This is a genomic window from Candidatus Symbiopectobacterium sp. NZEC135, from assembly GCF_025962695.1.
On the sequence record NZ_JAGFPF010000007.1, the window covers coordinates 53,116 to 67,179 of the forward strand.

Below are 14,064 nucleotides of genomic sequence, written 5' to 3' on the forward strand. Positions count from 1 at the left end.
AACGCGATGATGAATTCGCAGGGTCGCAAGCTGTACCGATTACCGCAAGAGGGTATGGTCAAGGGCGTGTGCGCCGGACTGGCGCGCTATCTGGATGTGCCGGTGAAACTGCTGCGTGTCATTGTGGTGCTGTCGCTGTTCTTTGGCCTGTTTTTCTTTACGCTGGTGGCGTATATCGTGCTGACCTTTGTCCTCGATCCGGCACCGGCGGGCGTTTATGAGCACGATGATGATGCCGTGCGCCCCAGTCAAACGCTGAGCGAGGCCGATGCCGTACTGCGTGACAGTGAGGCGCGTTTACGTGACATGGAGCGCTATGTCACCTCGGAGACCTTTGCGGTACAAAGCCGTTTTCGTCAACTGTGATGTCATCAACTGGCGTATGAATCATGAGGTATAGAACAAGGAGTGACGGATTGCCCTTACAGCAACCTTTGCATCATTTACAGCATGAATTTGAAGCCCTGGTTAACCGCAGTGTCGATCGCCAACTGCGGTTGGCTGTTACCGGGCTAAGCCGCAGTGGTAAGACCGCATTTATCACCGGGTTTGTCAACCAACTGCTCAACGTGCATAACGGTGCGCAGTTGCCGCTTTTTTCCGCGGTGCGGGAAGGGCGATTGCTCGGTGCAAAACGGGTTCCTCAACGAAATCTGGCGGTGCCACGCTTTGCCTATGACGAAGGCATGATGTCGCTGTTCGGCGATCCGCCGCAGTGGCCGACGCCGACACGCGGCGTCAGTGAAATTTGTCTGGCGCTGCGTTACCGCTCCAACGATTCGCTGCTGCGTCACTTTAAGGATACCTCCACGCTCTATCTGGAGATTGTCGATTATCCCGGTGAATGGCTGCTGGATCTGCCGTTGCTGGAGCAAAATTACCTCGCCTGGTCGCGGCAAATGCTCGGGTTGTTGCAAGGCGAGCGCGCCCTGTGGGCCAAGCCGTGGTTAGATTTGTGCGACAAACTCGATCCGCTGGCCCCCGCCGATGAAAATCTGCTGGCCGAGATTGCGCAGCGCTACACCGATTACCTGCTGCACTGCAAGCAGGAGGGGCTGCATTTTATTCAGCCGGGGCGCTTTGTGCTGCCGGGGGAATTGGCTGGCGCGCCAGTTCTGCAATTTTTCCCGTGGCCGCAGGCACAACAACTGGGAGACGTCGCGCTGGCGCAGGCGGATGAAAAAAGTACGCTCGGCATGTTGCGCCGTCGCTATGACTATTACTGCCAGAGCGTCGTCAAAGGTTTTTACAAGCACTACTTTTCTCGTTTTGATCGCCAGATTGTGCTGGTGGATTGCCTGCAACCGCTCAATCGCGGGCTGCACGCTTTCACCGATATGCGTCTGGCGCTCACGCAACTGATGCAAAGTTTCCATTACGGCAAACGCACTTTGCTGCGCCGTTTATTTTCGCCGTGCATCGATAAACTGATGTTTGCGGCCAGCAAAGCGGATCATATCACCGCCGATCAGCATGCAAATCTGGTGTCGCTCTTGCAGCAGTTGGTACAGGAAGCCTGGCAGAACGCGGCGTTTGAAGGTATTACCATGGATTGCGCCGGCATTGCGTCCGTGCAGTCAACCCAAAGTGGTATCGTGGAATATCACGGGCAGAACCTGCCCGCGTTGCGCGGACATCGTCTTAGCGACGGCGAACCGCTGACGCTCTATCCCGGTGAAGTGCCCGCGCGTTTGCCCGGCGCTGCTTTTTGGCAGCAGCAGGGCTTCCATTTTGAAGATTTTCGCCCTCAAGCGATGAGCGTTGATACGCCTCTGCCGCACATTCGGCTGGACAGCGTCATGGAATTTTTATTGGGGGATAAATTGCGATGAGTGAACCGCTAAAGCCACGCATCACCTTTGATGATGAGGCACCCTCGGAAACCGCACCCACGTTACGCAGTACTGTCGCCTTTGATGATGAGGCGTCGCGTCACTTTTCGCCAACGCTGCCCGAAGCCGCGTTAAGCAGCGAGGGGGAAGCGGAAGCCGCCGTTGAGGCAGCATTGCGACCACGCCGCAGCTTGTGGCGCAAGCTGGTAATGGCGGGTATCACCTTATTTGGTGCCAGCGCGGTTGCACAGGGCATCCAATCAGTACATACCGCCTGGCTAGAACAACAGTGGATCGCGCTGGGTGGGTTGGCGGCGGGCGGCATGATAGTGGTCGCTGGTGCGGGCTCGCTGATTGCCGAGTGGCGGCGTTTGTACCGATTGCGGGCCCGTGCCGAAGCGCGCGATAAAGCCCGAGAGTTGCTCGGCAGTCATGGTATTGGGCAAGGGCGCGATTTTTGTGAAAAGCTGGCGCAGCAGGCCGGGTTGGAGGATGGGCATCCAGCACTCCAGCGTTGGCGTGCTTCACTGCATGAGACGCATAACGATAAAGAAGTGTTGGTGCTTTACGCCAACCTGGTGCAACCGGTGCTGGATAACCGCGCCCGTCGCGAGATCAGCCGTTCGGCCGCCGAATCCACGCTGATGATTGCAGTCAGTCCGCTGGCACTGGTGGACATGGCTTTTATTGCCTGGCGCAATCTGCGTCTGATCAATCGTATCGCCGCGCTTTACGGTATTGAGTTGGGCTATTTCAGCCGCATTCGCCTGTTTAAACTGGTGTTGTTGAATATCGCTTTCGCCGGTGCCTCAGAGATGGTGCGTGAAATCGGTATGGATTGGATGTCGCAGGATCTGGCTGCGCGCCTTTCGGCCCGCGCGGCTCAGGGCATTGGTGCGGGATTGCTGACTGCGCGACTTGGTATCAAGGCGATGGAGCTTTGTCGACCATTGCCCTGGCTCGACGATAAACCTCAACTCGGTGAGTTTCGGCGTGAGTTGGTCGGGCAAATCAAGACCGTGGTACAGAAAAAAACCACACCAACGCCGCCGTAAACGCCACGAGCGCGCGAAATACCGCCAACGGGAAAAAAGATGAAGCCACCTGTCAACTTTTGCTGACAGGTGGCTTCATCCGTGAGAGGGGACGCGGTATGATGCCGGTGATATCCATTCCCCTGGAAGAAGGTAGCTGTTAATGCGTCTGGAAGTCTTTTGTGAAGATCGAATTGGCCTGACGCGCGAGTTGTTAGATTTGCTGGCCTCGCGCGCTATTGATTTGCGGGGCATTGAAATTGACCCCGCCGGACGGATTTACCTGAATTTTGCCACGCTTGGATTTGACGATTTCCGTGTACTGATGGCGGAGATTCGGCGTATCGAAAGCGTGCGCGATGTGCGCACCGTGGCGTTCATGCCTTCTGAGCGAGAGCAGCGCGCGATGAATGCCGTTTTGGAATCGATGCCCGAGCCCGTTTTCTCCCTCGATCTGAAAGGCAATATTGAATTGTTCAATCCGGCGATGTTGGCGCTGTTCGAACAATCGGCTGACAGCATCGGCGCTGTCACCATTAACCAGTTGATCCCCAATTACAACTTTACACGCTGGCTGGAGCGCGACGATCGCAGGCTGGAGGCGGAGCGCGTGATGATTCGTGGGCAAGACTTCCTGTTGGAAATCACGCCGGTGTATTTGGATAATGATGCGGGCGAAAGTGTGATTGCTGGCGCGTTGGTCATGCTGAAATCGGCGGTGCGTATGGGCCGCCAGTTACAAGATCTGGCGGTTAACGATGAGAATGAATTTAATCACATCGTCGCCGTCAGCCCGAAAATGCGTCAAGTGGTTGAGCAAGGTAAAAAGCTGGCCATGCTCGATGCGCCATTGCTGATCGTGGGCGATACCGGAACCGGTAAAGACATGCTGGCCCGAGCCTGCCATCTGCGCAGTTCTCGCGGCAAAAAGCCTTTCCTGGCACTCAATTGCGCATCACTGCCTGACGATGTGATGGAAAGTGAACTGTACGGCCACGCGCCGGGTGCGTATCCCAATGCGCTGGAAGGTAAAAAAGGCTTCTTTGAGCAGGCCAACGGCGGTTCTGTATTGCTGGATCAGGTGGGCGAAATGTCGCCGCAGATGCAAACCAAGCTACTGCGTTTTCTGAATGACGGCACCTTCCGTCGGGTAGGGGAAGAGCACGAGGTGCACGTTGATGTACGGGTGATTTGCGCCACGCAAAAAAATCTGCTGGAACTGGTGCAGCGCGGTGAATTCCGTGAAGATCTCTATTACCGACTTAATGTGTTAATGCTTACCCTGCCGCCGCTGCGCGAACGTCCGGCGGATATCATGGCGCTCACCGAACTGTTCGTGGCGCGTTTTGCCGACGAGCAGGGCATTGCCAGACCCCGCATTGCGCCGGAGTTGTATCATCTGCTGCCACAGTACGGATGGCCGGGTAATGTACGTCAGTTGAAAAACACCGTTTATCGTGCGTTGACCCAGTTGGAAGGGCGCGAACTGCGCGTGCAGGATATCGATCTGCCCTCATTCACCCTTGATACCGTACAGAACGATGACTTGCTTGAAGGTTCACTGGACGATATCAGCAAGCGCTTTGAACGTTCGGTACTGACCCGCCTTTATCAGGCTTATCCCAGCACGCGTAAACTGGCAAAACGTCTGGGCGTTTCTCATACGGCTATCGCCAACAAACTGCGTGAATACGGATTAAGCCAGCGTAAAGCTGCTGATGAGGCGGAGGAGTAACCCAACAAAAACGGCTGCCGAGCGAGGCAGCCGTTTTTTTATCTATTGAGACTTATTTCAGTGCAGCCAGCGCGGCATCATAATCAGGTTCGGTGGTGATCTCGTTCACCAACTCGCTGTACAGCACATTGTCTTGCTCATCCAGTACCACCACAGCGCGCGCAGTCAGTCCGTGCAGCGGGCCAGCGGCGATAGCAACACCGTAGTTATCCTTGAATTCTGCACCGCGCAGCAAAGAGAGAACCACCACGTTGTTCAAACCTTCTGCACCGCAGAAACGCGATTGTGCAAACGGCAGATCGGCGGAGATACAGAGCACCACGGTGTTATCCAGTTCAGAAGCCAGTTGGTTAAATTTACGCACGGAAGCGGCGCAGACACCCGTATCAATACTTGGGAAAATATTCAGGATTTTACGCTTACCGGCGAACTGGGTCAGCGCGACATCGGAAAGGTCCTTGGCAACCAGTGTGAAAGCGGGAGCCTTAGCGCCTTTCTCTGGAAAGTTTCCGGCTACAGCGACAGGATTGCCTTGAAAATGTACAGTTTTTGACATTTCTTTGTCCTTCAATTACAGGTGGTTAACACGGACATCAGTGTAGGGCAACATTAGCAACATTGATATAAAAACTTTTGTTGCAACAAGGTGACACACGGGGACAGATAGCGTTCGCTGGCGTCATCAGCGGAAACTGCCGGCAGCTCTAACGTGATGCACGGCAACTGACGCTCTGCGCACCAACTGCCAAAAGAACCCGGCGTGGGGTAACCAATATGCTCGACCTGTGGCAATGAGAAAGCCTGTGAAAGCCATCCTGCCAGTGAAGAACGGTCCGGATCGTCGACGCAGGCGAGCGGTTCGTGAAAGGTGACAACCCAGGCTGGATCGAGATGTTCAATCAGCGAGCACAATGCCTGGGTTTCAGGTTCTGAGCCGGGATATTCACCGGTGGAAAGCTGCACGTCGCGTTCAGGCGTGGCACTGTTCCAGCGGTAGACCGTATTGGCGTCCTGCCAGTTGTCGGTGGGAAAATTACGATTCAGATCAACGCCATTGGCATTGGCGCGCAGACCAAGCTGGCAGCCATCAGGATTGACGCATAACACCAAATGCTGATGGCGTTGTCCGGGTAACAGCGTTCGCAGGGCGCAGGAGAGAACGGCAATTGACGCGGCTTCATCGCCGTGCGTGCCTGCCAGAATCAGACCCGTGTCGCTGCTGGTGTGCTCCGCGGGGAAGTAGAGCAACGGCGCGCCCAATGCGGATGAACCATAGCGTTCACCGGATACCTTAAGAGGGCCACGCTGGTGGCGTGGTGTCAGCAAACACGTGCCCGTCATGATGATGCCAGAGCCTCATGGTGGTCATTCATCCGACTACTTCACCATAAAAGGTGAGATGAAAAAAGCCTTATTCGTGCCCCGTTTCGCATTGATACACACAGAGCGCCAACGCAATAAGGCGATATAGCCCATTTCCCGCTATCATGGTTGCAATACACTGTGACTGATACCGTAACCTGATGATGGATGAGGTGAATGGCTATGCAATACCATAATAATACAGGGCTGAAACGGAGCCTGCTGGCGGTCATTTTGGGCACGATAACAAGCAGTGCCATGGCGGCTAACGTACCTGCCGATGCCGTATTGGCGGATAAACAGGAAATTGTCCGCCATATTAAGGATGAGCCTGCTTCGCTGGACCCGATTAAAGCGGTTGGTTTGCCAGAGGCACAGGTGTCACGCGATCTGTTTGAGGGGCTGTTGAATCAGGACGCACAAGGGCGGGCTATCCCCGGCGTTGCGTTGCGCTGGCAAACCAATGACAACCGAACCTTTCTGTTTACGCTGCGCGATGATGCGCGCTGGTCGAATGGCGATCCGGTGACCGCACAGGATTTTGTCTACAGTTGGCGGCGTCTGGTTGATCCCGCCAACTCCTCGCCGTTTGCTTGGTTTGCTCGTCTAGCGGGGATCGTGAATGCTGAGCAGATCATTGCCGGGACGCAGACACCAGACCAACTGGGTGTGACGGCGGTGGATGCGCATACGCTACGCGTGCAATTGAATAAGCCGGTGCCTTATTTTATCAACCTTGTTGGCCATTTCAGCCTGTTCCCGGTGCACCAGAAAACCGTTGAACAATTTGGCAATGACTGGACTAAACCGGGGAATCTGGTGGGTAACGGCGCTTTCGCGTTAAAAGAGCGCGTGGTCAATGAGAAATTGGTGTTAGCACCTAATCCCTACTACTGGGATCGTGCCAATACTCGTTTGACCAAAGTGACCTTTGTGCCCATCAACCAGGAATCTAACGCCGCTAAGCGCTATCTGGCGGGGGATATTGATATCACCGAATCGTTCCCGAAACCGATGTACCAGAAATTGCTCAAGGATTTACCGGGACAGGTATATACGCCGGAGCAGTTGGGCACTTACTACTATGCCTTCAATACCCAGCGTTTGCCGATGAGTGATGCGCGCATCCGCAGGGCACTTTCTTATGCGATAGATCGCAAGATCATTGCCGAGAAAGTGCTCGGCACGGGAGAGAAACCTGCATACCGCTTCACGCCGGATGTCACCGCCGGGTTTACGCCGGAGCCTAACCAGTTACAGCAGTACTCGCAGGAAGAGTTGGATATGCAAGCCAAAGCGCTGATGGCGGCGGCAGGCTATGGGCCAGGTCGCCCATTGACGCTGTCGTTGCTGTATAACACGGCGGAAAATCATCAGAAAATTGCTATCGCCATCGCCTCGATGTGGAAGCAAAAGCTGGGCGTCAACGTCAAGTTGACCAATCAGGAGTGGCAAACCTATATCAATAGCCGCAACAGCGGTGATTTTGATGTGATTCGCGCCTCATGGGTGGGGGACTACAATGAAGCCTCGACGTTTCTGTCCTTGCTGACCTCCACGCACAGTGGAAATATTGCGCGTTTTCACAGTGCGGATTACGATCGCGTGGTCAATGATGCCAGCCTAAAAACCGATGCTGCGGCGCGTAACGCGCTGTATAACCAGGCCGAAAATTTGCTGCTGGATGCCGCGCCTATCGCCCCTATCTATCAATATACCAACGGACGGTTGATCAAACCCTGGGTCAAAGGTTATCCCATCACCAACCCCGAAGATGTGGCTTACAGCCACACCCTCTACATCTTGAAGCATTGATCCTGACAGTCAGCGATTAGGCAGCCCGTTTTGCGCGGGCTGCCTACGGCTAGCGAACGACAAGCACCGAACAGGTGGCGTGTCGCACCACGGCGGCCGCGTTGGAGCCCAGTAAAAAGGTTGTGGCGCTGGGGCGGTGGGAGCCTATGATGATGAGGTCAGCACCGAGTGAATCAGCAAGCTTCAGGATTTGCTCCTTGGGCGTACCGGTCATGATGTGCGGCATAATCCTGTCTTCCGGCAGGTTAAAACGCTTGATGACCTCGGTAAATGCCGTGCTAGTGTTGCGTTTCATCTCCTCAATATCGGGCAGCCCGGCAGGATAGGTAACACCAAGGGTGGTGTAATAGGGGAACGAAGGGATCACGGTAAGAAAGTGCACGTAGGTGTCATGTAACTTCGCCAACGCTTCTACGTGCGCAACAACGCGTTGCGTTAATTCATTTTCAGATATGTCGATGGGAACGAGCACGGTCTTATACATATCACCTCCTGTTCATCATCTGATGTGGAAACAAGAGCTCATTTACACTGTAGCGGATTTTGGCAAACCGGCAGTGACATGTGTCAAAAATGTGCTATTCAACGATGATGCTAACGTGCAACGATCGGGCGCGATTTTGTTACTGATTGAATTTGCGAAAAATCTAATTATCGCTAGGCTTTAGCTGTTGTAAAACCGTTACGGTATGACTGTCAGCGTAATGGCCGCGGGAGAGAAAAACATGAAGCCGTTTGAAGGAAAAGTATTGCAGGATTCAGAGGCGGTTCATGCCTACCAGTTGGATGGGAAGGGCGGAATCAAACCGATTTCAGCCGAGGGAGTAGTGGATAGCACCGCGCCTTGCTGGCTGCACTTGGATTACAGCCTGCCCGGCAGTGCGCGCTGGTTGAATGAAACCCCATTGCTGCCTGACGGTATTCGGAATTTACTGGCCGGAGAGAGTGCTCGCCCTCGGGTTACGCGCCTGGGGGAGGGGACGCTCATCACCCTGCGCAGCATTAATCTCAATGCTGATTCGCGTCCTGACCAGTTGGTGGCCGTGCGAGTGTTTATTACGGATACGCTGATTATCTCAACGCGCCGTCGTAAAATTGCTGCCATCAATGATGTGCTGACGGATTTGCAAGAGGGCAATGGCCCAACTGACAGCGGAAGCTGGCTGGTTTGCGTGGCGGAAGCGCTGACAGACCAAACCAGTGAATTTATCGACGATCTGCACGAAAAAATCATCGATCTTGAAGACGATTTGCTGGAGCAGAAAATTCCGGCGCGCGGTACGTTGGCATTGATTCGCAAGCAGTTGATTGTGCTACGGCGCTACATGACACCTCAACGCGATGTTTTTTCCCGTCTTTCGGGCGAACGCCTTGCCTGGATGGGGGATGACGATCGCCGCAGGATGCAGGAAATCGCTGAACGCCTTGGGCGCGGGTTGGACGATCTGGACGCCAGCGTCGCCCGTACCACCGTACTGGCTGATGAAATTACTTCACAGATGACAGAGGCGCTGAATCGACGTACTTACAGCATGTCAGTGTTGGCCATGATATTTTTGCCAACCACCTTCTTAACCGGGCTGTTTGGCGTCAATCTGGGCGGGATTCCGGGCGGTGGTTCATCCATGGGATTTATCACTTTCTGCGTGATGTTGATCGTCTTGGTGGGGGGCGTTGCCCTGTGGTTAAAGCGCAGTAAATGGCTATGAAATTTTCCAACGAGTTACTGCGTCTGCTATCACAATATGTTGAGTGTCTTCAAAAAAAATTGAATATATTGAGAAATATCAACATTTCCTGCATTCAGGTACGGCACTATCACTCTCGCAGGTGAATGCAACGTCAAGCGATGGGCGTTGCGCTCCATATTGTCTTACTTCCTTTTTTGAATTACTGCATAGCACAATTGATTCACACCATGCCGACGTTTATGTCGGCATTTTTTTTGCCTGAAAGTCAGACGGGCACCGTAGTGCCCTGACATTATTTGACTTCGATAACATTAAGGCGCTCAGGCTCGGCAACGGCATCGTCCTCGGGTTGCCAACCGACTGGCTGGAGCGGAAGCGTTTCACGATCAAATGCTAAATCGCCACCGTCAACCACTTCACCGCCGTGCTGGATCCCCTTGAAATCGAAAAGATGATGATCGGCCAAATGGGAAGGCACGACGTTTTGCATGGCGGTGAACATGGTCTCAATACGGCCGGGATGACGTTTATCCCAATCGCGCAGCATGTCTTTGATCACCTGACGTTGCAAGTTGGGCTGCGATCCGCACAAGTTGCAGGGGATAATTGGGAACGCGCGCGCGTCAGCAAAACGTTCGATATCTTTCTCGCGACAGTAGGCCAGCGGACGGATCACCACGTGTTTGCCGTCGTCACTCATCAGTTTCGGCGGCATGCCTTTTAGCTTGCCACCGTAGAACATGTTGAGAAACAGCGTTTGCAGCATATCGTCACGGTGGTGACCCAGCGCAATTTTGGTGGCGCCCAACTCGGTAGCCGTGCGGTAGAGAATACCGCGGCGCAGCCGTGAACACAGTGAGCAGGTGGTTTTCCCCTCAGGGATTTTTTCCTTCACAATGCCGTAGGTGTTCTCTTCGACAATCTTGTATTCAACGCCGAGGCTGTCCAGATACTGCGGCAAAATATGCTCAGGAAAACCCGGCTGTTTCTGATCGAGGTTGACGGCGACCAGTGAAAAATTCACAGGAGCGCTCTGTTGCAGATTACGCAGTATTTCCAGCAGCGTGTAGCTGTCTTTACCACCGGAGAGACACACCATAATGCGGTCGCCCTCTTCAATCATATTGAAGTCAGCGATCGCTTCGCCCACGTTGCGGCGTAAACGCTTTTGCAGCTTGTTGAGATTGTATTGTTGCTTTTGATTAACTTGTTGATTTTCTTGCATTTTATCTTGTTCCTACACCCGTAAGGGGCACCAAAGGGGCAAAACGATTCACAGCGCGAGTTTCCGATTCAGCATGCCAACCTGATCTTCATTCATGTCTTCAATCCATTTTCCGTAGATCTCATACACCCTTTGCGCGTTTTCATGTCCCATTTGGCTTGCAATAAACGAAGGGTTTGCACCTGCCGAGAGTAACCAGCAAGCATAAGTATGGCGCGTATGGTACGGATTACGGCGACGAATGCCAGATCGTTTTACAGCAGTGTTCCACAATGATCCCATGGTGCCGCATGAGTAACTGATTTTTTGCTCGCCATTACGTACTCGTGGTAGAAAAACGAAGCGTAAACGTTGGATTTCAGTTAGACCATATTCTCTGTGGTGATAGACAATATCGTTGGTACGCTTGTTCCCCATGATTTTCATTTGAGACAGAAGTGCTTCTCAAGCTGGTTTGAGTAAGGTGACTGTACGGATGCCTGCTTGAGTTTTAGGTGGGCCAAAGTGCCCGAGGATGGTTAAATTACGTGAGATATGGATAACACCTGCATCCAGGTCGATATCTTCCCAGGCCAATGCGGCTAACTCACCATGGCGTAGCCCTGTATAACCGTTATAGCGCCCAACGCGAATTCTACGCGACACCAGAATGCTTTCCCTGGTCGGCACCGATCATGTTCTGGTTGGTGACGGATATGCACTGCGCCATGCTTCAGTACAACCACTCCGCCGGCGAACTGCGCAAAGTGGCTGAGTGCCTGTTGAAGCAATGGTAAAAGAAAATCCTGGCGGGGCAGCCTAGCTGAAAACACATTGAAACGCATTGCGCGCGGCATTCAACGGTTCGTGCTGGATAATCCGACGCCGTTTATCGTGAAGTGCAACCATACCAGTACAAAGACGAAATACGATTGTTTCCGTGGTCAGTCATTGACTGAGCCGTTGCAGACCATTACCAAGACCCATGGGTAACCGCGGCCACGGCCTTTAGGATTCTGCCCATGGCGGTAAGCCAGAGCAGACTGACAACGTGGGCAATGAACGGTAATGTTGACCATGAGAAATCATCAAAAGCGGGGGGTTATACATCAACTTCAACTAATTGAAGGCATTGCCGAAATAAGAACCATTAGCGTTTTATTTATTTACCCTTCATAAAAAGAATAAATAACAGAACAACCCAGTGGTGTAAGAAAATATTTCTGATACAAGGCAAATCATCAATCCATTGTTTTATAAGATGTTATGAAAAAACAACAAAAGATCTTGTATTAAATCTTTCGCTTTTATTGCCGATACTCTTTTATCACGCCAGGGGATTTACATTAAAAAGAGGTTATATGTTTAAACAAATAAAAGTTGTCACCATCCTTGTTGCTGTATTGCTGCTGTTAGGCTTCTTACAGTTAGTCACCGGGGCTGTTTCTGTTCGTGCATTAACCAATGACAAAGATAATTTTCTTGTTGCACAAAGTTCGAACCTTAATGTTTCTACCTTCACCGATGCATTAATGCAGTTAAACCAATCTCGAGCGACCATTACCAATTTGATTCACAATACGCAATCTGCTGCGGATAAGAACACGAATGCTGATGTTGAAATCAGCAAAAGTTTAATCATCAGCGCTGATAATTTATTCAAAAAGTACAAAAGCATCCCCAATACACCAGGGCTTGATAATAGACTGTCGCAAAAAATTGAAGATGACTTTACTGCATACTATACACAGTTAAAAAGTTTACTGGATGCATTAAACGCAAACAATGCAGGTCAGATAAGTGCTCTAAATCAAGGAGTCTTTGAAAAAAATACCGCCGTTATGAAAACATATCGCGAATGGCGTGATGTGCAAACCGAAATTTCCCAGCGTGGCGCAACAGAAAGTCAAAAGGCATTCGATACTGTGCTGACTCTACTTGGCGTTATTATGGTCATCGTTATCTTGGTGATTATTTTAAGCTGGGTAAGCATACAACGCACCCTTTTACATCCGCTGCATAATATTATGGATCATATAAAATCAATCGCCAGCGGCGACCTTACACTGTCCATCGATAATGCGGGTCGAAATGAAATGGGCCAGTTGGGCACGAACCTAAAGAATATGCAGCAAGAGTTAATTAAAACGGTCAGTGCGGTCAGAGACAGTTCGGACTCCATTTATACGGGGGCTGGCGAGATTGCATCGGGCAGTAACGACCTCTCTTCGCGCACAGAACAACAGGCCGCATCATTGGAAGAAACGGCAGCCAGCATGGAACAACTGACCGCTACCGTAAAACAAAACTCTGACAATGCCCGCCAGGCATCCAAACTGGCACAAGAAGCGTTAGGTATAGCAGGAAAAGGCGGGGAAGTCGTCAACAGTGTCGTTAATACAATGAGCGATATCTCCACCAGTTCAAAACAGATCGCCCATATTACGGCTGTTATTGACGGTATTGCTTTCCAGACAAATATTCTGGCATTGAATGCCGCGGTAGAAGCCGCTCGTGCAGGTGAGCAAGGGCGAGGTTTTGCCGTTGTTGCAGGTGAAGTTCGCACGTTGGCACAGCGCAGCGCCCAAGCGGCAAAAGAAATTAAATCGCTCATTGACGATTCCGTGAATCGCGTTGCCACAGGCTCAAACCAGGTCCAGGAAGCTGGCAACACAATGAGTGAAATTGTTAACTCCGTTACGCGCGTCGCGGATATCATGGGCGAAATTGCCTCTGCTTCTGATGAACAAAGCAGAGGTATAGATCAAGTCGGTGAGGCAGTAGCGCAGATGGACAGTGTAACTCAGCAAAATGCGGCGCTTGTTGAAGAATCAGCCACCGCAGCCGCCGCATTGGAAGAGCAAGCTCAACACCTCAAAGACGCGGTGTCCGCATTTAAACTCACGAACAGTCGTACGTCGAGCAGTCAGAAAAATGTCTCACCGTCACCATTACTTATCCACCAATCAACGATAAAATCTGCCGATAAAACGGCAAACGCAAACTGGGAACAGTTCTAATGCACAGCACCTGCACGCCGTTGGCTTCGTCTGCTTATGGTGAAGTGTCGCTACGATAGGGCAGGCAATGGGGCTATCACCCAAGATGCTCAATCATATCGTGCAGGGTTATACCGGCACTCAGGGCGCTTACGTGCTGGGTGCCGGTAACATTGTGGCGCGGCAATTCACCGATGTCGGGGAAACACCCGCGTTGCGGTTGGATGAACTGCCGGTGATTAAATCCTTTCTGCGCGGCGCTGATCCGGCTAACTACCCAGTTTGCCGACGATTTCTATCACATGATGAGCCAGGCCAACCAGATTAACCGCACGATTAATGCTTACCGAGAGCAGGGGCGTAGCGATGATGCGCGTGCGCTACAAGAAGAC

Annotated in this window: 13 protein-coding genes and 2 pseudogenes; 9 read left to right on the forward strand and 6 right to left on the reverse strand. The window is 52.2% G+C overall.

Annotation, left to right across the window (positions count from 1 at the left end; translation table 11 throughout):
* Positions 1-6: 6 nt before the first annotated feature.
* The 4 genes from pspC (at position 7) to tyrR (ending at position 4,601) form a co-directional block, all read left to right on the forward strand.
* Complete coding sequence (gene pspC / locus J5224_RS06295) at positions 7-366, forward strand: envelope stress response membrane protein PspC (RefSeq protein ID WP_264624601.1); 360 nt, start codon at positions 7-9, stop codon at positions 364-366.
* Positions 367-434: 68 nt separating this feature from the next.
* Positions 435-1,832, forward strand: a complete 1,398-nt coding sequence (locus J5224_RS06300; protein ID WP_264624602.1) for a YcjX family protein — start codon at positions 435-437, stop codon at positions 1,830-1,832.
* Entirely contained in the window at positions 1,829-2,887 is a 1,059-nt protein-coding gene (locus tag J5224_RS06305) for a YcjF family protein (RefSeq protein WP_264624541.1), read from the forward strand. The genes J5224_RS06300 and J5224_RS06305 overlap by 4 nt, the downstream gene beginning before the upstream one ends.
* Before the next feature lie 142 nt (positions 2,888-3,029).
* Positions 3,030-4,601 carry a transcriptional regulator TyrR gene (tyrR, locus tag J5224_RS06310; RefSeq protein WP_264624542.1) on the forward strand — a complete coding sequence of 524 codons (1,572 nt, stop codon included), beginning with the start codon at positions 3,030-3,032 and terminating at the stop codon, positions 4,599-4,601.
* Between the two features lie 52 nt (positions 4,602-4,653).
* Here tyrR and tpx read toward each other — a convergent pair whose 3' ends face one another.
* On the reverse strand, positions 4,654-5,157 hold the full coding sequence (gene tpx / locus J5224_RS06315) for a thiol peroxidase (RefSeq protein WP_264624543.1): 504 nt from the start codon (positions 5,155-5,157) through the stop codon (positions 4,654-4,656).
* Positions 5,158-5,210: 53 nt separating this feature from the next.
* Positions 5,211-5,942, reverse strand: coding sequence for a murein tripeptide amidase MpaA (mpaA, locus tag J5224_RS06320; protein ID WP_264624544.1), 732 nt, complete (start codon positions 5,940-5,942; stop codon positions 5,211-5,213).
* 279 nt (positions 5,943-6,221) lie between these two features.
* Here mpaA and J5224_RS06325 point away from each other — a divergent pair, with 279 nt between their 5' ends.
* Complete coding sequence (locus tag J5224_RS06325; protein ID WP_264624603.1) at positions 6,222-7,778, forward strand: peptide ABC transporter substrate-binding protein; 1,557 nt, start codon at positions 6,222-6,224, stop codon at positions 7,776-7,778.
* 49 nt (positions 7,779-7,827) lie between these two features.
* On the opposite strand, the gene uspF is transcribed toward J5224_RS06325, so the two are convergent.
* The gene (gene uspF / locus J5224_RS06330) at positions 7,828-8,262 is read right to left on the reverse strand and encodes a universal stress protein UspF (protein WP_264624545.1); all 435 of its coding nucleotides are present in this window, start codon (positions 8,260-8,262) and stop codon (positions 7,828-7,830) included.
* Positions 8,263-8,503: 241 nt separating this feature from the next.
* Here uspF and zntB point away from each other — a divergent pair, with 241 nt between their 5' ends.
* Positions 8,504-9,487 (forward strand): zinc transporter ZntB, encoded by a 984-nt coding sequence (zntB, locus tag J5224_RS06335; RefSeq protein WP_264624546.1) that lies wholly within the window; start codon positions 8,504-8,506, stop codon positions 9,485-9,487.
* 274 nt (positions 9,488-9,761) lie between these two features.
* Here the strand turns inward: zntB and ttcA are convergent, their stop codons facing one another.
* Both ttcA and J5224_RS06345 read right to left on the reverse strand, forming a co-directional pair.
* Positions 9,762-10,694 (reverse strand): tRNA 2-thiocytidine(32) synthetase TtcA, encoded by a 933-nt coding sequence (ttcA, locus tag J5224_RS06340; RefSeq protein ID WP_264624547.1) that lies wholly within the window; start codon positions 10,692-10,694, stop codon positions 9,762-9,764.
* A 48-nt stretch (positions 10,695-10,742) separates the two neighbouring features.
* Positions 10,743-11,303: pseudogene (locus J5224_RS06345) on the reverse strand (site-specific integrase); the annotation flags it as partial.
* On the opposite strand from J5224_RS06345, the gene J5224_RS06350 reads away from it, so the two are divergent.
* Entirely contained in the window at positions 11,270-11,470 is a 201-nt protein-coding gene (locus J5224_RS06350) for a replication protein P (protein ID WP_264624548.1), read from the forward strand. The pseudogene J5224_RS06345 and the gene J5224_RS06350 overlap by 34 nt on opposite strands.
* Positions 11,471-11,668: 198 nt before the next feature.
* Here J5224_RS06350 and J5224_RS06355 read toward each other — a convergent pair.
* Positions 11,669-11,752 (reverse strand): annotated as a pseudogene (locus tag J5224_RS06355) (IS1 family transposase); the annotation flags it as partial.
* A 282-nt stretch (positions 11,753-12,034) separates the two neighbouring features.
* On the opposite strand from J5224_RS06355, the gene J5224_RS06360 reads away from it, so the two are divergent.
* Together J5224_RS06360 and J5224_RS06365 are read left to right on the forward strand one after the other, a co-directional pair.
* On the forward strand, positions 12,035-13,693 hold the full coding sequence (locus J5224_RS06360) for a methyl-accepting chemotaxis protein (protein ID WP_264624549.1): 1,659 nt from the start codon (positions 12,035-12,037) through the stop codon (positions 13,691-13,693).
* Between the two features lie 85 nt (positions 13,694-13,778).
* The gene (locus tag J5224_RS06365) at positions 13,779-14,000 is read left to right on the forward strand and encodes a hypothetical protein (RefSeq protein ID WP_264624550.1); all 222 of its coding nucleotides are present in this window, start codon (positions 13,779-13,781) and stop codon (positions 13,998-14,000) included.
* Positions 14,001-14,064 lie beyond the last annotated feature (64 nt).